The sequence below is a fragment of the Roseicyclus persicicus genome (assembly GCF_012395815.1).
In the GTDB taxonomy this organism is placed as follows: domain Bacteria; phylum Pseudomonadota; class Alphaproteobacteria; order Rhodobacterales; family Rhodobacteraceae; genus Roseicyclus; species Roseicyclus persicicus.
In genome coordinates, this window is the sequence record NZ_JAAZQQ010000001.1 from 180,006 (window position 1) to 199,678 (window position 19,673).

At 71.6% G+C, this 19,673-nt stretch carries 19 protein-coding genes; 10 read left to right on the forward strand and 9 right to left on the reverse strand.

Going from position 1 to position 19,673, the window contains the following annotated elements; translation table 11 throughout:
* Positions 1-74 precede the first annotated feature (74 nt).
* Together HCU73_RS00940 and HCU73_RS00945 are read left to right on the forward strand one after the other, a co-directional pair.
* The gene (locus HCU73_RS00940; RefSeq protein ID WP_168621533.1) at positions 75-302 is read left to right on the forward strand and encodes a hypothetical protein; all 228 of its coding nucleotides are present in this window, start codon (positions 75-77) and stop codon (positions 300-302) included.
* Between the two features lie 78 nt (positions 303-380).
* Positions 381-977, forward strand: coding sequence for a nicotinate-nucleotide adenylyltransferase (locus tag HCU73_RS00945; RefSeq protein WP_168622326.1), 597 nt, complete (start codon positions 381-383; stop codon positions 975-977).
* Between the two features lie 3 nt (positions 978-980).
* On the opposite strand, the gene HCU73_RS00950 is transcribed toward HCU73_RS00945, so the two are convergent.
* Positions 981-1,826, reverse strand: coding sequence for a DMT family transporter (locus HCU73_RS00950; RefSeq protein WP_239025408.1), 846 nt, complete (start codon positions 1,824-1,826; stop codon positions 981-983).
* Positions 1,827-1,955: 129 nt separating this feature from the next.
* Here HCU73_RS00950 and dacB point away from each other — a divergent pair, with 129 nt between their 5' ends.
* On the forward strand, positions 1,956-3,437 hold the full coding sequence (dacB, locus tag HCU73_RS00955) for a D-alanyl-D-alanine carboxypeptidase/D-alanyl-D-alanine endopeptidase (protein ID WP_168621534.1): 1,482 nt from the start codon (positions 1,956-1,958) through the stop codon (positions 3,435-3,437).
* Positions 3,438-3,533: 96 nt separating this feature from the next.
* Positions 3,534-5,693: an esterase-like activity of phytase family protein gene (locus HCU73_RS00960; RefSeq protein WP_168621535.1), complete on the forward strand. Its 2,160-nt coding sequence runs from the start codon at positions 3,534-3,536 to the stop codon at positions 5,691-5,693.
* 113 nt (positions 5,694-5,806) lie between these two features.
* Here HCU73_RS00960 and HCU73_RS00965 read toward each other — a convergent pair whose 3' ends face one another.
* Positions 5,807-6,679, reverse strand: coding sequence for a LysR family transcriptional regulator (locus tag HCU73_RS00965; RefSeq protein WP_168621536.1), 873 nt, complete (start codon positions 6,677-6,679; stop codon positions 5,807-5,809).
* A gap of 101 nt (positions 6,680-6,780) precedes the next feature.
* On the opposite strand from HCU73_RS00965, the gene HCU73_RS00970 reads away from it, so the two are divergent.
* On the forward strand, positions 6,781-7,776 hold the full coding sequence (locus HCU73_RS00970) for an NAD(P)-dependent alcohol dehydrogenase (protein WP_168621537.1): 996 nt from the start codon (positions 6,781-6,783) through the stop codon (positions 7,774-7,776).
* Between the two features lie 6 nt (positions 7,777-7,782).
* Here HCU73_RS00970 and HCU73_RS00975 read toward each other — a convergent pair whose 3' ends face one another.
* Both HCU73_RS00975 and HCU73_RS00980 read right to left on the reverse strand, forming a co-directional pair.
* A complete protein-coding gene (locus HCU73_RS00975; protein WP_168621538.1) occupies positions 7,783-8,121 on the reverse strand; it encodes a cupin domain-containing protein in 339 nt (112 codons plus the stop codon).
* 56 nt (positions 8,122-8,177) lie between these two features.
* Positions 8,178-9,650, reverse strand: a complete 1,473-nt coding sequence (locus HCU73_RS00980; protein WP_168621539.1) for an ABC transporter substrate-binding protein — start codon at positions 9,648-9,650, stop codon at positions 8,178-8,180.
* Between the two features lie 227 nt (positions 9,651-9,877).
* On the opposite strand from HCU73_RS00980, the gene HCU73_RS00985 reads away from it, so the two are divergent.
* Positions 9,878-10,075 carry a hypothetical protein gene (locus HCU73_RS00985; protein WP_168621540.1) on the forward strand — a complete coding sequence of 66 codons (198 nt, stop codon included), beginning with the start codon at positions 9,878-9,880 and terminating at the stop codon, positions 10,073-10,075.
* Here HCU73_RS00985 and HCU73_RS00990 read toward each other — a convergent pair.
* On the reverse strand, positions 10,060-11,355 hold the full coding sequence (locus HCU73_RS00990; RefSeq protein WP_168621541.1) for an acetylornithine deacetylase/succinyl-diaminopimelate desuccinylase family protein: 1,296 nt from the start codon (positions 11,353-11,355) through the stop codon (positions 10,060-10,062). The two genes, HCU73_RS00985 and HCU73_RS00990, sit on opposite strands and share 16 nt — an antisense overlap.
* A gap of 97 nt (positions 11,356-11,452) precedes the next feature.
* Here HCU73_RS00990 and HCU73_RS00995 point away from each other — a divergent pair, with 97 nt between their 5' ends.
* Positions 11,453-11,716 (forward strand): hypothetical protein, encoded by a 264-nt coding sequence (locus HCU73_RS00995; RefSeq protein WP_168621542.1) that lies wholly within the window; start codon positions 11,453-11,455, stop codon positions 11,714-11,716.
* Positions 11,717-11,725: 9 nt separating this feature from the next.
* A complete protein-coding gene (locus tag HCU73_RS01000; protein ID WP_168621543.1) occupies positions 11,726-12,331 on the forward strand; it encodes a DUF1523 family protein in 606 nt (201 codons plus the stop codon).
* 37 nt (positions 12,332-12,368) lie between these two features.
* Here HCU73_RS01000 and HCU73_RS01005 read toward each other — a convergent pair whose 3' ends face one another.
* The 3 genes from HCU73_RS01005 to HCU73_RS01015 all read right to left on the reverse strand — a co-directional run bounded on the left by HCU73_RS01005 (position 12,369) and on the right by HCU73_RS01015 (position 16,356).
* Entirely contained in the window at positions 12,369-14,720 is a 2,352-nt protein-coding gene (locus tag HCU73_RS01005; RefSeq protein WP_168621544.1) for an aldehyde dehydrogenase family protein, read from the reverse strand.
* A gap of 103 nt (positions 14,721-14,823) precedes the next feature.
* Positions 14,824-15,825 (reverse strand): deoxyribose-phosphate aldolase, encoded by a 1,002-nt coding sequence (gene deoC / locus HCU73_RS01010; RefSeq protein WP_168621545.1) that lies wholly within the window; start codon positions 15,823-15,825, stop codon positions 14,824-14,826.
* Positions 15,826-15,909: 84 nt separating this feature from the next.
* Positions 15,910-16,356, reverse strand: a complete 447-nt coding sequence (locus HCU73_RS01015) for a DMT family transporter (protein ID WP_168621546.1) — start codon at positions 16,354-16,356, stop codon at positions 15,910-15,912.
* A 118-nt stretch (positions 16,357-16,474) separates the two neighbouring features.
* On the opposite strand from HCU73_RS01015, the gene rpe reads away from it, so the two are divergent.
* Positions 16,475-17,155 carry a ribulose-phosphate 3-epimerase gene (gene rpe / locus HCU73_RS01020; RefSeq protein WP_168621547.1) on the forward strand — a complete coding sequence of 227 codons (681 nt, stop codon included), beginning with the start codon at positions 16,475-16,477 and terminating at the stop codon, positions 17,153-17,155.
* Positions 17,156-17,219: 64 nt separating this feature from the next.
* The gene (locus tag HCU73_RS01025) at positions 17,220-18,191 is read left to right on the forward strand and encodes a zinc transporter ZntB (RefSeq protein WP_168621548.1); all 972 of its coding nucleotides are present in this window, start codon (positions 17,220-17,222) and stop codon (positions 18,189-18,191) included.
* Positions 18,192-18,279: 88 nt separating this feature from the next.
* Here the strand turns inward: HCU73_RS01025 and ccrA are convergent, their stop codons facing one another.
* Positions 18,280-19,575 carry a crotonyl-CoA carboxylase/reductase gene (gene ccrA, locus HCU73_RS01030; RefSeq protein ID WP_168621549.1) on the reverse strand — a complete coding sequence of 432 codons (1,296 nt, stop codon included), beginning with the start codon at positions 19,573-19,575 and terminating at the stop codon, positions 18,280-18,282.
* Positions 19,576-19,673: the final 98 nt, after the last annotated feature.

Below are 19,673 nucleotides of genomic sequence, written 5' to 3' on the forward strand. Positions count from 1 at the left end.
GACGCGGCCTTCCCCACAGTTTGCGAGCGCCCCATCGCGTGGCGGCTTTCCCTCTCTCCAAAGGAAAGCCTGACATGACCACCCTGATCCTCACCCGTCCCTTTGCCCGCCTGCGGGCATGGTTCGCCCGGCCCTGGGCCGTTGGCCTGCGCGCCGCCCCGCGGCCGCGGCGGCCCCGGGTCCGTGACCTGAGCCAGCTGCCGGATCACCTGCGCCGCGACATCGGCCTGCCGCCGCAGCCCGCCGACCGGCCGCCCCGGCACGCGCCCCCCGTCCCGGTCGATCCGCTGCGGCACCTGTGACGCCGCGCGCGCCCCCGGCCGCCCGGGCCGGGGGCGCGCATTGACAGGGCGCGCGGCCCCTCTCATCAAGGCGCGATGATGCGCTCGGACCTTCCCTTCGCGGTGCCCGGGCAGGCCATCGGCCTGTTCGGCGGCTCCTTCGACCCGCCCCACGCGGGGCACCTGCACGTGAGCCGCGAGGCGCTGAAGCGCTTCGGGCTCGACCGTGTGTGGTGGCTGGTCAGCCCCGGCAACCCGCTGAAGGCGCGGGGGCCGGCGCCGTTGCCGCGCCGGATGGCCGCCGCCCGTGCGCTGGTGCGTGACCCGCGCATCCTGGTGACGGATGTCGAGGCACGCATCGGCACGCGCTACACCGCCGAAACGATCGCGCAGCTGCGCGGGCTGTATCCCGGCGTCCGCTTCGTCTGGCTGATGGGGGCGGACAACCTGGCCCAGTTCCACCGCTGGCAGCGCTGGGAGGAGATCCTGCAGACCGTGCCCGTGGGCGTGCTGGCCCGGCCGGGGCAGGGGATCTCGGCGCGCACGGCCAAGGCCGCGCAGGTCTACCGCCGCTTCAAGCTGCCCGCCGCGCAGGCCCGGCGCCTGGCCACGGCCGAGCCGCCCGCCTGGTGTTTCCTGAACCTGCCGATGGTCGATGTGTCGTCCACCGCGATCCGCGCGCGGGGCGAGTGGTAGGGCCTATCGCGCCGCGCGGAGCGTCAGGGTGGCCAGCCCCGAGGCCAGCAGGATGGCGAGGCCGAGGAGGGTGAGCCCGTCCGGCAGCGTGCCGAACACCGCCCAGCCAAAGGCCGTGGCGGCGATGAGCTGGGTGTAGACGAAGGGCGCAAGCCGCGAGGCCGGCGCCCTGCGCAGGGCGAGGATGAGGCACAGGTTGCCCAGCATCGACCCCAGCGCCGAGGCCAGCGTCAGCGCCGCCACCCGCGGCGTCACCTCGGGGATCGCGGGCAGGCCCAGCGGCGCCAGCAGCACCGCGCCCACCACCAGCTGGCTGAGAAGCAGCGCGCGCGGCCGGGCGAGGTCGGCCAGCCAGCGCGAGGCGGTGAGAAAGCCGCCGTAGAACAGCCCCGCCAGCACCGCGAAGCCGAGGCCGGGGGTCATGCCGAAGCCGGGTTTCACCACCAGGAGCACCCCGAGGAAGCCGAGGCCGAGCAGGGCGGCGCGCAGCCACGAGAAGCTTTCGCGCAGGAGCCAGACCGACAGGAGCCACGCGACGATCGGCCCGACGAAGAAGGCGCCGAAGACGTTGGCGATGGGTTCCGTCCGCAGCGCGGTCAGGATCGACAGGATGCCCCCCGCGATCAGCGCGCCCCTGAGCCACACCCGCCAGTCGAGGAACAGCCGCGGCGGCACGATGTGGAGCACGAAGGGCAGCAGCAGCGCGGCGCCGAGGGCAAAGCGGCTCCAGGCGGTGAAGACCGGCGCGACGCCGCCCTCGACCATGAGCTTGCCCGCCGTGTCCCCCGCGGGGATCAGCGTCATCGCCAGCAGCATCAGGGGAAGGGCCCGCAGGGTCTCGGTGTGCATGGGCCCTGCTATCCCATTGCCGGGCCGCCGGAAAGCCGGCGTTCACGCAGGCTTGAGGGGCCGAATCCCTTGAGTGGAAGGGGGCGCTGGGGTTTAGTGACGGGCGGAATTGAGACAAACGGCCTTTTCATGCTGTCGCGACGTGTATTCCTGTCGGGGACGGCGAGCCTCGTTGCCGCGCCCGCGCTGGGCGCTGCGCTCGAGGCGTCGCTGCGGCCGCAGCTGCGGCCCGAGGGGCTGTTTCGGCGCGCGCTGCCCTCGGGCGCCGAGCTGGTGGCCGAGGCACGTCTGGGCGGGCGCGTCGGCTACGCCGTGGCCGATGCCGCGACCGGCGAGATCCTCGAGGTGTTCCACCCGCTGCTCGCGCTGCCGCCGGCTTCGGTCGCCAAGGCCGTGACCTGCGCCTACGGGCTCGACCGGCTGGGGCCGGGCTTCCGGTTCCGCACGCGGATCATGGCCGACGGGCCGCTGGCCGACGGGCGGCTGGACGGCGACCTGTGGCTGGTCGGCTCGGGCGACCCGCTGCTCGACACCGACACGCTGGCGCGGATGGTGGCCGACCTGGGCGCCACCGGGCTGCGCGAGGTGACGGGGCGGTTGCGGCTGGCGGCGGGCCCCTTGCCCGAGATCTTCGAGATCGACCCCGACCAGCCGGACCACGTGGGCTACAACCCCGCGATCTCGGGGCTGAACCTGAACTTCAACCGGGTGCATTTCGAATGGGCGCGGACGGCGGGGGACTACACCGTCACCATGGACGCGCGGTCCGAGTCGCTGCGCCCCGCGGTGCAGATCGCGCGGATGCAGGTCGAGGAACGCGCGGTCCCCGTCTACACCTACGCGCAGGTCGAGGGGCGCGACCAGTGGACGGTCGCCCGCGGCGCGCTGGGCGAGAACGGGGCGCGCTGGCTGCCGGTGCGCCGCCCCGCGGCCTACGTGGCCGAGGTGTTCGAGACGCTGGCCCGCGCCCAGGGCCTGCGCTTCAGCGGGGTCGAGACCGGCGGCGCGGTCCCCGACACGGCGCGGGTGCTGGTCGAGCACATCAGCGAGCCGCTGGAGGACATCCTGCGCGGCATGATGCGCTGGTCCACCAACCTGACCGCCGAGGTGGTGGGCCTGTTGTCGACGCAGGCGGGCGGCGGCCAGCCCGCCGACCTGGCAAGCTCGGGCGCGGCCATGTCGGACTGGCTGCGCGCGCGGTCGGGCGCCCGGCAGGCCGCCTTCGTGGATCATTCGGGGCTGGGCGACCGCAGCCGTATCCGCGCCCATGACATGGTGCTGGCGCTGGTCGCGGCGGGGCCGAACGGGTTGTTGCGGCGGCTGATGCGCGACATCCCGATGCTGGACGAGCGCGGCAACGTCATCGCCGACCACCCGGTGCAGGTCGTGGCCAAGACCGGCACGCTGAACTTCGTGTCGTCGCTGGCCGGCTACGCCCGCACGCCCGGCGGCCGCGACCTTGCCTTCGGCATCTTCTGCGCCGACACCGACCGCCGCGCCACGCTGACCGAGGAACAGCGCGAGCGCCCTGACGGCGCCCGCCCCTACAACGCCCGCGCCAAGCGCCTGCAGCAGCGCCTGATCGAGCGCTGGGCGGTGATGTACCGCTAGGCTCCGACTGTCACGAAACCGAAACGCGGCTGTCATCCGCCCGTCGTGCCCGTGCGGCATGGGGGGCGCGCTGCACATCCCCTTCGGAGACCGTCGATGCAAACCCGCTCGCTGATGCTGACCTCGGCGCTGGCCCTCGTGGCCGCCGTGCCTGCCCTTGCGCAGGAGATGACCTTCAACCGGATCGCCTCGTTCCCCGTCGCGCTGAACACGCCCGACGCCGAGGAGACCTCGGCCGAGATCATCGCCGCCACCGGCGACGGCATGACGCTGGTCTATTCCGACAGCCCGGCGGGCGTGATCGGCTTCATCGACATCACCGACCCGGCGGCCCCCGTCGCGGCCGGCACCTTCGCCCTGCCCGCCGGCGAACCCACCGCGGTGTCGGCGCTGGGCCAGACCGTGTTCGTGGCCGAGAACACCTCCGAGGGCTTCACCAGCCCCTCCGGCGTCCTGCACGCGATCGACGCCGGCACCCGCGCGGTGATCGCCTCCTGCGACCTCGGCGGCCAGCCCGACAGCACGGCCGTCGCGCCGGACGGCAGCTTCATCACCGTCGCCATCGAGAACCAGCGCGACGAGGATGCGGGCGACGGCCGCGTCCCGCAGATGCCGGCGGGCCATCTTGTCATCCAGCCGCTGGGCGATGGCGGCGCGATGGACTGCGCCGCGCAGATCCGGGTGGACCTGACCGGGCTCGCCGGCATCGCGCCCGAGGACCCGGAGCCGGAATTCGTGGACGTGAACGCGGCCGGCGACATCGCCGTGACCCTGCAGGAGAACAACCACATCGTCGTCGTCTCGTCGGCCGGCGAGGTTCTGAGCCATTTCCCGGCCGGCACCGTCTCGCTCGAGGGCGTGGACACCGAGGAGGAGGGCGCGCTGACCTTCGACGGCCAGCTCACCGACCTGCCGCGCGAGCCAGACGCGCTGCAATGGATCGACGCCGACCATCTCGTCGTCGCCAACGAGGGCGACATGGACGGCGGCACCCGCGGCTTTACCGTGTTCCACCGCGACGGGACCGTGGTGTTCGAGAGCGGGCTGGCCTTTGAATACGCCGTGGCCGAGATCGGGCACTACCCCGAGGCCCGGTCGGGCAACAAGGGCGTGGAGCCCGAGGGGATGGAGGTCGCCGTGTTCGGCGGCGTGCCGATGATGTTCCTGTTGTCCGAGCGCGGCTCGGTCGTGGGCGTCTACGACATGACCGACCCCGCCGCGCCCGTGCTGGCGCAGCTCCTGCCCTCGGGGATCTCGCCCGAAGGCGCCATCGCCATCCCGGGCCGCAACCTGATCGCCACCGCGAACGAGTTCGACGGGCGCGAGGACGGCGCGGCGCCGGCCCACGTCATGATCTACGAGTATCAGCAGGCCCCCGCCGCCTACCCGCACCTGACCAGCGCCGGCACCGACGGGCTGATCGGCTGGGGCGCGATCTCGGGGCAGGTGATGGCCGAGGACGGCACGATCTACGCCGTGTCCGACAGCTTCTACGGGATGCAGCCCACCATCTTCCACATCGACGTGAGCCAGACCCCCGCCCGCATCGTCGACGCGATCCGCGTGACGCGCGAGGGGCAGCCGGCGCAGCTGATGGACATGGAGGGCATCGCGCTGGACGGCGAGGGCGGGTTCTGGGTCGCGTCCGAGGGGCGCTCCGACCGGCTGGTGCCGCACGCGATCTACCACATCGGGGCCGATGGCGCGATCGAGGACGCCATCGCGCTGCCCGAGGAGCTGCTGGCGGTGGAAACCCGCTTCGGCTTCGAGGGGATCACGCGGGTGGGCGACATGCTGTATCTCGCGGTGCAGCGCCCCTGGCGCGACGACCCGGCGCACCACGCCAAGGTGCTGGGCTACGACCTGGAGACCGAGGAGTGGTCGGTCATCCACTACCCGCTGACCGAACCCGCCACCGGCTGGGTCGGCCTGTCGGAGATCGTGGCGCATGGCGACCACCTCTACTTCGTGGAACGCGACAACCAGCTGGCGGGCGCGGCGGTGACCAAGCTCATCACCCGGGTGCCGCTGTCGGCGATGGAGGGCATGGTGGCGCTGGGCGAACCCCCCGCGGTGCTGGCGCCCGAGGTGGTGGTGGACCTTCTGCCCTACCTGACCTCCACCGGCGGCTACGTGCTCGACAAGGTCGAGGGGCTGGCCATCGCGGCGGACGGCACGATGTGGGTCTCGACCGACAACGACGGTGTCGACGACCACTCCGGCGAGACGATGTTCTTCGCGATCCCGCCGATGTGAGATTTTCCGCGGTCCCGCCCGCGCGGGGCCGCCCCACGGCATTTCACCGCCCCGATTTCTCGGTTCGCATTTCAGCAACGATCCCCCTGCGGCCCGTCCGCAGGGGGTTTTCGTCAGCCGGGGGTCAGCCCCTCGGCCAGCCGGTCGAACACCAGCCGGATGCGGCGCGACGAGTGCAGTTCCCGGTGCGCGGCGAGCCAGACCGGGAAGGTGACGAGCGGCGGCGCGCCGGGCTGGGCGCGGACGAGCAGCGGGTCGGGGTCGCCGACCCAGACCGGCAGGGCGGCGACGCCTAGGCCCGCGCGGGCCAGCGCCAGCTGCGTGTGGCTGTCCTCGGACAGGAGCGGGAAGGCGTCGGGCGGCAGGTCGAGGGCCCGCTGCGCAAGCATCCCGCGGTAGGTGTCGGCGAGGTCGAAGCCGATGAAGGGCAGCGTCTCGACCGGGCCTTGCGCCAGCAGCGCGGGCGTGGCGTAGAGCGCGGCCTCGTCCTCGCGGATCAGCCGCGCGGTCAGGTCGGGCTGGTCGGGGCGGGCGTGGCGGATGGCGATGTCGGCCTCGCGCCGCATCAGGTCGCGGATCGCGTTGGTGGCGACGACCTGGACCTGCAGCGCCGGCGCCTCGGCCCGGATCCGGGCGAGGATCGGCGGCAGAAGCTCCGAGGCGTAGAGGTGCGAGGCGGTGATGGTCACCGTCCCCGCGATGTCCTGCGACTGGCCCGAGGCGACGCGCGCGGTGGCCTCGGCGGCCTCGGCCATGCGGCGCAGGGGCTCGATCAGGTGCAGCCCGGCCTCGGTCAGCTCCATCCGCTTGCCGGCGCGGGTGAAGAGGGTCACGCCCAGTTCCTCCTCCAGCGCGCTGACCTGCCGGCCCAGCGTGGGCTGCGTCAGCCCCAGCGCCCGGGCCGCGGCGGACAGCGAGCCGGTCTCGGCGGTGGCCACAACCGCGCGGGCGCGGTTCCAGTCAAAGGTCAGGTGGGCCCAATCCATGCGAAATCGTATGGATATTCTGCGGATTTCGTCAATTCAATTGAGGTCTCTGCATGGGTAGATCTGGCACCACCCACGGAACACCCCACGGAGGCCCAGAGATGAAAGCTGCGATCAACACCCGTTACGGAGGCCCCGAGGTCGTGAGCCTCGCCGAGATCCCCCGCCCGCGCCCCGGCAAGGGCGAGGTGCTGGTGCGCGTCGCCGCCGCCGGCGTCACCACCGCCGACTGGCGCCTGCGCGCCGCGGCCTTTCCCGGCGCGATCATGGCGACGGTCGGCCGGCTGATGTTCGGCCTTTTCCGGCCGCGCAACCCGGTGCTCGGCAGCGACTACGCGGGCACCGTGGTCGAGGTGGGCAAGGGCGTCACCGACTTTGCCCCCGGCGACCGCGTCTATGGTTTCAGCGGCGGCGGGGCGCACGCGGAATACCTCGTCGCCAAGGCCGGCGGCGCCATCGCGCCCTTGCCCGCGGGCCTGTCGGATGCCGAGGCGGCGGCGCTGCCCTTCGGCGGGCAGACAGCGCTGGAATTCCTCGGCCGCTTCGCCGCGGTGAAGCCGGGCGAGCGGGTGCTGGTGCTGGGCGCCTCGGGCGGTGTCGGCGTCTACGCGGTGCAGGTCGCCCGCGCGCTGGGCGCCGAGGTGACCGGCGTGGCGAGCGGCGGCAACCTTGCCCTGGTCGAAAGCCTGGGCGCGGCGCACACCGTCGACTACCGAAAAACCGACCCCGCCGGCCTGACCGGGCCCTACGACGTGGTCTTCGACACCATCGGCGCGCTGGACTACGCCCGCGCCGCGCCGATGCTGGCGCCGGGCGGGCGCTTCGTGCCGCTGACCTACGGGCTCCGCGACGTCTGGCTTGGCCGCAAGGCGAAGCGCAACGGGCACCGGCAGATCGTGGCCGTGAACGGCGACAGCCGCGAGGGGCTGGACCGGCTGTCGGACATGGTGGCGGCGGGGCAGCTTCGGCCGGTGATCGACCGGGTCTACCCGTTCGAGGCGATCCGCGAGGCCCATGCCCATGTCGACAGCCGCCGCCGCAAGGGCGCGGTGATCGTGACGATCGAGCCGGGCAAGGCGCAGCTGAAGGTCGCGTGACGGCCCTCAGAGCCGGATCACGAAATCCTTGCGGGTGGTCTCGACCACCTCCCAGGTGCCGGTGAAGCCGGGGCGGATGACCCAGGCGTCGCCGGCCCGGAGCGTCACCGGCGTGCCGCCCTCGGGCGTCAGGACCGAGACGCCGGCGGTGAGGCGGAAATATTCCCACTCGTCATAGACCACGCGCCACGTGCCGGGCGTCGATTCCCAGACGCCGCACCACAGGCCGTCACGCTCCTCGGTCAGCCAGGTGCGGTGCTCGGGGTCGCCCGCGATCAGGCGCGACGGGTCGGGGCGGGAGATCTCGGGCGCGCCGGTGGCGGCGACCTGGACGACAAGGCTCATGGGCGTCTCGGGCAAGGGAAGGGGCGCCGCCCTTGGCGGGGCGGCGCCGGGTCGGGTCACTGGGTCCAGCGGACGCCGGTCAGGTCGTTGGCCTGCGTCGGCGAATTCGCCCAGAGACCTTCGATGGCGGCGTTGGCGACGCCGGTCTTGGCGAGCTGGAACAGGTAGCCGTTGACGTAGTCCTCGGCGATCATCTGCTGCATCTCGACCATCAGGGCCGAGCGCGCGCCCGGATCGGTCGTCTGCGCCAGCGTGTCGTTCAGCGCCACGAACTCGGGGCGGGCATACTGGAAGTAGTAGTCCGGCCGGGCGTAGATGCCGATGTCCATCGGCTCGGTGTGGCTGACGATGGTCAGGTCGAAGTCGCGGCCGCGGAACACCTGCTCCAGCCACTGCGCCCATTCCAGATTGGTGATCTCGGTCTCGATCCCCACCTCGCGCAGCTGCGCCGCGATGATCTCGCCGCCGCGCCGGGCGTAGGACGGGGGCGGCAGGGCAAGGCGCAGGGTCAGCCCGTCGGGCGCGGCCTCGGCCAGCAGGGCGCGGGACCGCTCGGGGTCGTAGGCCGACAGCCCGGTCAGGTCCACGTAGTCGGGGTTGTGCGGCGCGAAATGGGTGCCGATGGGCGTGCCGTAGCCGAACATGGCGCCGTCGATGATGTCCTGCCGGTTGATGGCATGGGTGATGGCCTGCCGGACGCGGATGTCGTCGAGCGGGGCCTGGGCGTTGTTCATGGCGAGGATCGTCTCGCCCTCGGTCGACCCGACGATGACCGAGAAGCGCGGGTCGGCCGCGAACTGGGCCAGCGTTTCCGGCGCGGGGAAGTTCGGGAAGGCGTCCACGTCGCCCGCCATCATCGCGGCGAAGGCGGCGTTGGGGTCCGAGATGAAGCGGAAGGTGGCGGCCTCGAGCGCCACGTGCTCGCCCCAGTAGCCGTCGTGGCGGACGAGGTCGACGCGGTCGCCCTCGACGCGGGAGGCGAAGCGGAACGGGCCGGTGCCGACCGGGTTGGTGGCGTTGGTCTCGGCCGATTCGGGGGCCACGATCACGGCATCGCCCCAGGCCATGTCGAACAGGAACGCCCCGTCGGGCCCGTCCAGCGTGACCACCACGGTCAGGTCGCCCACCGCCTCGACGCCGACGATGTTGGCGAACAGCGCGGGCTGCGCGTTGGTCGAACCCTCGGCGCGCGCGCGGTCGAGGCTGAAGACCACGTCATCGGCCGTCATCGCGGTGCCGTCGTGGAAGGTCACGCCCTCGCGCAGGTAGAAGGTGTAGACGCTGCCGTCGTCCGAGATCTCCCAGCTTTCGGCCAGCGCCGGCAGGACCGACCCGTCGGGGCCGAACCGCGTCAGCCCCTCGAAGACGTTGGCGTAGACGACTTCGTCGATGGCGGCGGCGGCGCCGGCGGTCGGGTCGAGGTTCGGCGGCTCCAGCACCATGCCGATGGTGATGTCGGTCTGCTGGGCCAGCGCGGCCCCGGCCCAGAGCGCCGAGATCGCCACGCCGCGGCGGAGATGATGGATCATTGTCTCTCTCCCTGAGGATGTTCCGGGGGCATATTGGCGGGGCGCGCGGGAAAAATCCCGCCCAAAATCGTCGCGTGTCCGCACGGCGGGCGGGCGTGGCGGGCCGATCTGCCACGCCGGGGCGGCGTGGCGTCGCAAGGGCGTCACGAATCGCTGGGGCGCGGCGGCGAATCGCGATAGGCGGGGCGGGTCTGCAGCCGGAAACACAGCTTGGGGGCCGAATGACCGTGCCGACGACCAAAGACATCCTGTCCGTCACCACGGACAGCATCGCCGATTTCATCCGCAAGCAGGCCGATGCCCGCACCCTCAGCCGCCTCGTCCGGCGCCTGAACGCCGAGCTTCTGGACGGCGACGAGGCCGCCCGCGACCTGGCCGCCGCGGCGCTGCGCCACCTGGGGTTCGTGGATCAGCTGCGGCCCTGAACCGGCGCCAGCAGCTCGGCCAGCGTCAGCGCCATGACCTTGGCGCTGTCGACCATGTCCTGCACCCCCACCCATTCGTCGGGCTGGTGCGCGAGGTCGAGGATGCCCGGCCCGTAGGCGATGCAGTTCTTCAGCCGGCCGATGCGGTCGATGTGTTTCTGGTCGTAGGTGCCGGGCGACACGACATAGTCGGCCTGCCGCGCCAGCACCCGTTCGATGGCGGCGGCCACCGTGGTGACCACGGGCGCGTCGCGGTCGGTCATCGTCGGCTGCACCTCGAACAGTTCCCGGATCTCGTAGGAAAAGCCGGGGCGGCGGGCGCGGACCCGTTCCATCAGGGCGGTGACCTCGGCCTTCACCTCGGCGGGGTCTTCTTCTATAAGATAGCGTCGGTCGATGGTGATGCGGCAGCGGTCGGGCACGCAGGGCGCGGGCAGGCCGGTGTAGTCGGCCTCCTGCTCGCGCTCGCCGCCGTGGATGGCGTTGATGTTCAGCGTGGACTGCCGCGCGCCCTCGGGGACCACGGGCATCGCGGTGCGCTTGGTCGCCAGGAGCGGGAACAGCGTGTCCTCCATCTCGGCCAGCACGGCACCCATGTGGCGCACGGCGCAGTCGCCGAGGAAGGGCATGGAGCCATGGGCGATGCGGCCGTGGGTCTCGATCTCGGCCCACCAGACGCCCCGGTGGCCGAGGCAGATGCGGTCCTTGTTCAGCGGCTCGGGGATGATGACGTGTTGCACGCGGGCGGGGTCGAACCAGCCGCGCTCGGCCAGGTAGGCGACGCCGCCGTAGCCGCCCGATTCCTCGTCGGCGGTGGCGCTGATCTCGATGGCGCCGGCGAAGTCGGGGTGGGTGTCGAGAAACGCCTCGGCCGCGATGACGCTGGCCGCGAGGCCCCCCTTCATGTCGCAGGCGCCCCGGCCGTAGACGCGGCCGTCGCGCAGTTCGCCGCCGAAGGGGTCGACCGTCCAGCCATGGCCGGTCTCGACCACATCGTGGTGCGAGTTGAAGTGCACGCAGTCGCCGGGTCGCCCGCCCGTCCGCCGGGCGACGAGGTTCCAGCGCGGATAGCGGTCGCTGTCGGCGGGCGCGCCGTGGGCGCGGACCAGTTCGACCGTGAAACCCTTGCCCTCCAGCCGCCCGGCCAGCAGCTCGCAGATCTCGCGGTAGTTGCGCCCCGGCGGGTTCAGCGTGGGAATGCGGATCAGCGCCTGCGTCAGCGCCACGAGGTCGCCCTCGCGCGCGGCCACGGCCTCCAGAAGTCTCGCGTCCGTCTCCATGTTTCGAGACTGCGCCGCCCGCGCGCCGCCCGCAAGCCCTGCCAATCCGCGCCGACATCCCCTATATCGGGGGAAAGACGCGGAAAGGACGGTGTGGATGATCCTGGGACTCGGGCGGATGCTTCTCCTCATGCTGGCGCTGCTGACGGTCGTCTACGTCAGCATGTTCCTCTACCTGCGCGCCGGCGCGCGGATGCGGCTGGAGGAGGACTGGGTGATGGAGGGCCGGCCCGGCGACCGCGACGACTGGATCGACGAGCGCATCGCCCCGGTGGCGCGGCGCATCCGCACATGGCTGGTGTTTCTGGTTTACGTCCTGCCCATCGCCGGCTTGAGCATCTACGTATACGTGACGAACTGAGGAACGCCCATGCGCTGGCCCCGGATCATCTTCATCGCCGTCCTGGTCCTGATCTTCGGGGCGTTCCTGCACTATACCCTGCCGCAGCGCGACATCGTGCGGATCACCGACACCGAGATCATCCGGCAGGATTTCTCGGGGCTGAACCGGATCTTCTACGCCCAGGGCGACAGCGGCAACGCGACCGTGGACAGCCGCGACCTGCGCCTGATCAACAGCGTCCTGCCCTCGGGCGAGGTGATGGTCTACCGCAACGAGGACACGGGCTTCGGCTGGCCGCCCTATTTCAAGCTCGATTCCGCGGACCTGCACGCCGAGGCGGCGAACCTGGTGTCCACCGCGGCCGAGCCGCAGTGGGTGGCCGTCACCCATTACGGCTGGCGGTCGCGGCTGCTGACGACCTATCCCAACGCGGTGTCGATCCGGCCCGTAGACGGGCCGGAGGTGACGCTGATCCCCTGGCTGAACATCGTCATCCTGCTGGTGCTGGCGGTGCTGGTCTTCATGGCCTGGCGCATCTGGGAACGGTTCGAGGATCGGGTGATCGACCCGATCCGCGACCGGCTGGCGGTGCAGTGGGCCAAGCTCAAGGACCGGGTCGGCGGGCGCGGCTAGGCCGGAGAACTGCAGTTTTTCGCTGCGCGCGGCAGCCTCACTCCCCGTAAGGCACCCAGATCGTCTTGACCTCGGTCGCCTGCTCGAGGAACGGCCGCCCCTCGGCGTCGGCCCCGAACCAGTCGGGCGCGCTGCGGTTGACCCACGTCCGCTTGAGGTTCCCGGCCGAGGCCGCCTCCAGCTTCGCCGCATCCACGCCGCCCGCGAAGGACCAGAGCGCCTCCACGTCCAGATGCGCGGCCAGCGTCGCGCCCAGCTCCTGCGGGTCGCCGGTGACGATGTTCACCACGCCCCCCGGCACGTCCGAGGTGTCGAGCACCTGGTAGAGGTCGGTGGCCGCCAGCGGATAGGCCGCCGACGGCACCAGCACCACCCGGTTGCCCATCGCGATGGCCGGGGCCATCAGCGACACCGCCCCGAGCAGCGGCGCATCGTCGGGTGCCAGCGCGCCGATTACGCCCACGGGCTCCCGCATCGCCAGCGCCACGCCGCGGATCGGCACGTTCGCCACCCGGCCGTCCATCTTGTCGGCCCAGGCGCCGTAGGTGAACAGCCGGTCGATGCTGGCCTCCACCTCGGCCTCGGCCCGCGCCGCGGTGCATCCCGTCAGGTCGCGGATGCGGGCGGCGAATTCCCCCGCCCGCGCCGACAGGTTCTCGCCGATGTAATACAGCACCTGCGCCCGGTTGTGCGCCGTGGCCTTGGCCCAGCCCGAGGCCCCGCGCGCGGCCTCGACGGCGTTGCGGATGTCCTTGCGGTTGCCGATGCCCGCATGGCCGAGGAGCTTGCCGCGTTTTGACCACACGGGCCGGGAATAGCCGCCGTCGGGGCGCGCCTGCTTGCCGCCCACATACATCTTGGCCGTCCGGTCGAGCCCCGGCGCGTCCGGCGTGGCGGGTTCGGGGAACGGGACAACGGGTTTCAGGGCCGCGCGCTTGGCCGACGGCTTGAGGTAGGCCGACAGGCCTTCCCACCCGCCCTCGCGGCCGAAGCCCGACTCGCGCACCCCGCCAAAGGGCGCGGCGGCGTCGAACAGGTTGGTCGCGTTCACCCAGACCACGCCCGCCGCCAGCTTCGGCGCCACGTCGAGGGCGAGGTTCAGGTTCTCGGTCCAGACCGTCGCCGCCAGCCCGTAGCGCGTGTTGTTGGCCAGCTCCACCGCCTCGGCCGGCGTGCGGAAGGTGGTGGCGACGAGGACGGGGCCGAAGATCTCCTCCTGCATCAGCGGTGCGGCGGGCGACAGGCCGGTGATCAGGGTCGGCGGGTAGAAACAGCCGGTCTCGGGCAGGGCCACGGGCGCGCGCCAGGTCTCGCCCTCGGTGTTGGCGTCCACCATCCGGGTGATCGCCTGGTGCTGCACCGGGTCGACCAGCGCGCCCACGTCGATGCACTTGTCGAGCGGGTCGCCCACGCGCAGCTTGGCCATCCGCGCCTTGAGCCGGGCGTAGAAATCCTCGGCGATGCCTTCTTGTACAAGAAGCCGCGAGCCCGCGCAGCAGACTTGCCCCTGGTTGAACCAGATCGCGTCGACCAGCCCCTCGATGGCGCTGTCGAGGTCGGCGTCGTCGAACACGATGTAGGGCGACTTGCCGCCCAGCTCGAGCGTCAGGGATTTCCCCATGCCCGCCGTCTGTTCGCGGATGCGCCGGCCCACAGCGGTGGACCCGGTGAAGGCGATCTTGGCGGTGCCCGGGTGGGTCACGATCGCCTCGCCCGTGCGCCCGTCGCCGGTGACGATGTTGACGACACCCTTGGGCAGCCCCGCCTCCTGGCAGATCTGCGCGAAGAGGAGCGCGGTGAGCGAGGTGTATTCGGCGGGCTTCAGCACCACGGTGTTCCCCGCCGCCAGCGCCGGCGCGATCTTCCACGCCAGCATCAGCAGCGGGAAGTTCCACGGGATCACCTGCCCGCAGACGCCCACGGGTTCCATCCCCGGCATCTCGGCATCGCGCAGCTGCGCCAGGCCCGCGTGGTGGTAGAAATGCCGCTGCGCCAGCGGCACGTCGATGTCGCGCGCCTCGCGGATCGGTTTGCCGTTGTCGAGGGTCTCGAGGACGGCAAAGAGGCGGGCGTGTTTCTGCAGCAGCCGGGCCAGCGCGTAGAGGTATTTCGCGCGGGCGTGGCAGGAGAGCTTCGCCCATTTCGGAAAGGCGCGGCTGGCGGCCGCGACGGCGGCGTCCACGTCCGCGGCCGTGCCTTGGGTGATCTGGGCCAGTTCGCGGCCGGTGGCCGGGTTGCGGGTGGCGAAGGTCTCGCCGGGCCGGGTGAAGCCGCCGTCGATGAAATGCCCGAAGGCGGGGCCGCGCGTCGCGATCCAGTCCAGCGCCTCGGTGGCGCCTTCGGGGGCCGGGCCGTAGTCCATCGTGTCGAAGATCTCGCGGGTGGTCATGTTCCTCGCCTCTCCTTCCGTCGCCGGAAAACTGCAGTTCTCCGACCCGAAAAACTGCAGTTTTTCGCGCCGTTTTCCTGCAGGAAAACGCGCCCTCGGCCCATCACGCCATCGGATGCCGCCACGACGCCGAGTAGGCCCCGGTGGCGAAGTGTTCCAGTTGCCGCTCGATGTCGCCCAGCAGCGACGACGCCCCGAAGCGGAACAGCTCGGGCCGGAGCCAGGGGTCGCCCAGCTCCTCCTTCATCAGCGACAGGTAGACCAGCGCGTCCTTGGCCTTGGAGATGCCGCCCGCGGGCTTGTAGCCGACCTTGACGCCGGTCGCCGCCTCGTAGGCGCGGATCGCACGGATCATCGTCAGCGAGACGGGCAGGGTGGCGTTCACCGCCTCCTTTCCCGTCGAGGTCTTGATGAAATCCGCCCCCGCCATCATGCACACCAGCGAGGCGCGGGCGACGTTGCGCAGCGTGCCCAGTTCGCCGGTGGCCAGGATCGCCTTCACATGCGCCGGGCCGCAGGCCGCGCGGAACTCGGCCATCTCGTCGTAGAGCGCCTGCCAGTTGCCGGTCAGGACATGGCGGCGGGAGATGACGATGTCGATCTCGGCCGCCCCGGCCCTGACGCTCTCCTCGATCTCGCGGACGCGGAGGTGGTAGGGCGACAGCCCCGCCGGAAAGCCGGTGGAGACGGCGGCGACGGGGATGCCCGACCCCTCCAGCGCCTCGACCGCCGCCGGCACCATCTCGTGGTAGACGCAGACGGCCCCCGTGGTGATGTGCGGCAGCCCCAGCCGGTCCAGCAGCTCCGCCCGCACCGGCTGCCGCGCCTTGGCGCAGAGGCGGCGCACGCGGCCCTCGGTGTCGTCGCCCGCCAGTGTCGTCAGGTCGATCAGCGTGACGGCCCGGGCGAGCCAGGCCGCCTGGTATTCCTTCTTGACCGTGCGCCGGCCGGGCAGGGTGGCCGCGCGGCGCTCGATGGCCGAGGTGTTGGCCTGCACGCCGCGCACCCAGTCGAGGTCGAGCGGCATGCCCTCGTTCCGCGGCGCGTGCAGCTGCGGCAGGTGGTCCCGCACGGGGGCGGCGGTGGCGGTGGTGGTCTGGCTCATCGGCGGCCCCTGGGGCGTGTCTGGCGGTGGGCGCAAGGTCTCACGCGGGACGCCCGAACGCAAGCTTGACCAAACGGTCAAAAACTAGAGCCGCGACAGCAGCAGCCCCACGCCGACGAAGCCCACGGCGGCGATGCGCGTCCAGCTGACCTCGCGCACCTGCAGGCCGAAGGCGCCCACCGCGTCGATGGCAAGCGCGGCCAGAAGCTGTCCGAACACCAGCGCCGCGACCATGGTGACCACGCCCAGCGTGCCGACCGACCACGCCGCCGCCCAGACATAGACCGCCCCGAGCGCGCCCCCGACCCAGGCCCACCAGGGCGCCGCCCCCGCCTGCGCCAGCCCCGGCACGCTGCCCTTCACCACCGTCGCCGCGGCGAGCACGAGGAAGCCCACCCCGAAGGACACCGCCGCCGCCGCGACCGGGTCGCCGAGGTGGCCGCCCAGACGGGCGTTGATCGGGGCCTGCATCGAGATGCAGGCGCCGCCGATGGCGATGGCGGCAAGCGCGAGGAGGAACTGGGCGGTCATGGCGGTCTCCGGTCTGTCGGCCCCGAGCCTGCGCCGCCCCGCCCGCCCCGGCAAGGGGGCGTGACAGCGACGGGCGCAGGGTCTAACAGGGCGCCAGCTGCCAAAGGGGGTGCCGACCATGTCCTTCGACCGTTCCGTGAAGATCGCGCCGTCGATCCTGTCGGCCGACTTCGCCAATTTCGGCGCCGAGATCCGCGCCATCGAGGCGCAGGGCGCCGACTGGGTCCATGTCGACGTGATGGACGGGCATTTCGTGCCCAACCTCACCTTCGGCCCGCCCGCGGTGAAGGCGTTCCGCCGCCATGTCACGACGGTGATGGACGTGCACCTAATGATCGCGCCGGTGGATCCCACCATCGACGCCTATGCCGAGGCCGGCGCCGACATCCTGACCGCCCATGTCGAGGCCGGGCCGCACATCCACCGGACGCTTCAGGCGATCCGCGGCGCGGGGATGAAGGCGGGCGTGGCGCTGAACCCCGGCACCCCGGCCGAGGCGGTGGCGCACCTGCTGGACCTCGCCGACCTCGTCTGCGTGATGACGGTGAACCCCGGCTTCGGCGGGCAGAAATTCATCGACATGACCGCCAAGGTGCGGACCCTGCGCGCCATGATCGGCGACCGCCCGGTCCATATCGAGATCGACGGCGGGGTCGACCCGCAGACCGCGCCGCTGGTGGTGCGGGCCGGCGCCGACGTGCTGGTGGCCGGCTCGGCCGTGTTCAAGGGCGGCTCGGTCGACGCCCCGCAGGTCTACGGCGACAACATCCGCGCGATCCGGGCCGCCGCCGCGGCCTGAGCCCGCGCTTGCCCGGCGCGGGCCGCTCGGCCATCCTGTCCCCACCCGGCAGGAGGACCGCGCCATGACCGCAGAGATCGCGCCCGACCCGCTGGCGCTGCGCCTCGACGGGCGCGGCGGGGCGGTGGACCTGCCCCCGGGCGAGGCCGCCCTCGCGGGCCCCGGCTTTACCTGGCTGCAGCTGCCCGTCACCGCGCCCGACACAGTGGCCCGCCTGCACGCCGCGGGGCTGGACGACTACGTGGTCGAGGCGCTGACCGCCGAGGAGACGCGCCCGCGCTGCACGGTGCACGAGGACGGCGTGATCCTGATCCTGCGCGGCGTGAACCTGAACCCGGGTGCCGAGCCCGAGGACATGGTCTCGGTCCGGCTCTGGGTCACGGGCGACCGGGTGATCGGGGCGACGCGCCGGCCGCTCCATGCCATCGACGACCTTGTCGCCGCCTGCCGCCGCGGCCTCGCCCCGCAGAGCCCGGGCGATTTCGTGTCCAAGCTGGCGCTGCGGCTTGCCGACCGGGCCGAACCGGCGGTGGCCGAGCTGAACGAGGTGATGGACGACATCGAGGAGGCCGCGCTGACCCCCGAGGACGGCATCCCGCGGGCGCCGCTGTCGGCCGCCCGGCGCAGCGCGATCCTGTTGCGCCGCCACCTCGTGCCGCAGCGCGACGCGCTGACCACGCTGGAGATCGAGGACCTGCCCTGGCTTGCCGACCGCGACCGCGCCCGCCTGCGCGAGGCCGCCGACCGCGTCACGCGCCTCGGCGAGGAGCTGGACGCGATCCGCGACCGGGCGCAGCTGTTGCACGACCAGCTGATGGACCAGCGCGCCGAGCGGCTGAACCAGCGCATGTTGCTCCTGTCCGTGGTCGCGGCGATCTTCCTGCCGCTGTCGCTCCTGACCGGGCTCCTCGGCATCAACGTGGGCGGCGTGCCCGGCGCCGGGCAGCCCTGGGCCTTCTGGGTGGTCGCTGGCGTGCTCGTCGCGGTCGGCGTCGCCCTCTGGGCCTGGGTGCGGCGGACGGGGATGTTGCGCTGAGGCGGAAAGCACAACGCCCCGCCCCGGGTGAGGCCGGGGCGGGGCGCGATGGACGCCGGGGGTGAGGCCCGGCGTATCGGTCAGGGCGTCAGGACGCGGTCGGCCCGGCCTCCAGCACGTCCTCGAGCGTGCGCAGCCCGGTGCGGGGCGCCTGCACCAGCACCGACATGTTGCCCGGCTTGTGCTGGTTGCGCAGCATCTTGAGGTGCGCCTGCGGAAGCTCGTCCCAGGGGAAGACCTCGGACATGCAAGGGTCGAGGCGCTGCTCGACCATCAGCTTGTTGGCCGAGGCCGCCTGCTTGAGATGCGCGAAATGCGAGCCCTGCAGGCGCTTCTGGTGCATCCACATGTAACGCACGTCGAAGGTGCAGTTGAACCCGGTGGTGCCGGCGCAGATCACGACCATGCCGCCCTTCTTGCAGACCAGCGTGGACACCGGGAAGGTGCTTTCGCCGGGGTGCTCGAACACCATGTCGACGTTCACGCCCTTGCCGGTGATATCCCAGATCGCCTTGCCGAACTTGCGCGCCTCCTTGAGCCAGGCGTTGTATTCGGGCGTGCCGACCTTGGGCATCTGGCCCCAGCAGTTGAAATCCTTGCGGTTGATCACGCCCTTGGCGCCGAGGCCGAGGACGTAGTCGCGCTTGCTCTCGTCCGAGATCACGGCGATGGCGTTCGCGCCCGCGGTGTTCGCCAGCTGGATCGCGTAGACGCCGAGGCCGCCCGAGGCGCCCCAGACCAGCACGTTCTGGCCGGGCTTCAGCTCGTGCGGGTGGTGGCCGAAGAGCATCCGGTAGGCGGTGGCGAGCGTCAGCGTGTAGCAGGCGCTTTCCTCCCAGGTCAGGTGCTTGGGCCGCGGCATCAGTTGCTGCGCCTGCACACGGGTGAACTGGGCAAAGGCGCCGTCGGCGGTCTCGTAGCCCCAGATCCGCTGGGTGGGGCTGAACATCGGGTCGCCGCCGTTGCACTCCTCGTCGTTGCCGTCGTCCTGGTTGCAATGTACCACGACCTCGTCGCCGACCTTCCAGTTCTTCACCTTCTCGCCCACTGCCCAGACGATGCCGGCGGCGTCCGAGCCGACGATCTGGTAGGGGTCGTCATTGCCGTCGAAATAGCTGATCGGCTGGCCCAGCGCCGCCCAGACGCCGTTGTAGTTCACGCCGGCGGCCATCACGAGCACCAGCACCTCGTTCGAATCGATCTTCCAGGTGTCGACGACCTCGACCTGGAACGCGGTGTCGGGTTCGCCGTGGCGTTCCTTGCGGATGGTCCAGGCGTACATCTTTTCCGGGACATGGCCGAGGGGCGGGATCTCGCCCATCTCGTAGAGGTCCTTTTTCGGCGCGTGGGTGGGGGCGGTCGCGGGGTTCGCGTCGAGGGCCATTCGCATGTCTCCGATCCTGTGTTCGATGCCGCAATGCGGAATCAGTCTTGCTGCTGCTGCGAGAGATATAGACGCTCGCGCAACAAAGCAAACCGGAA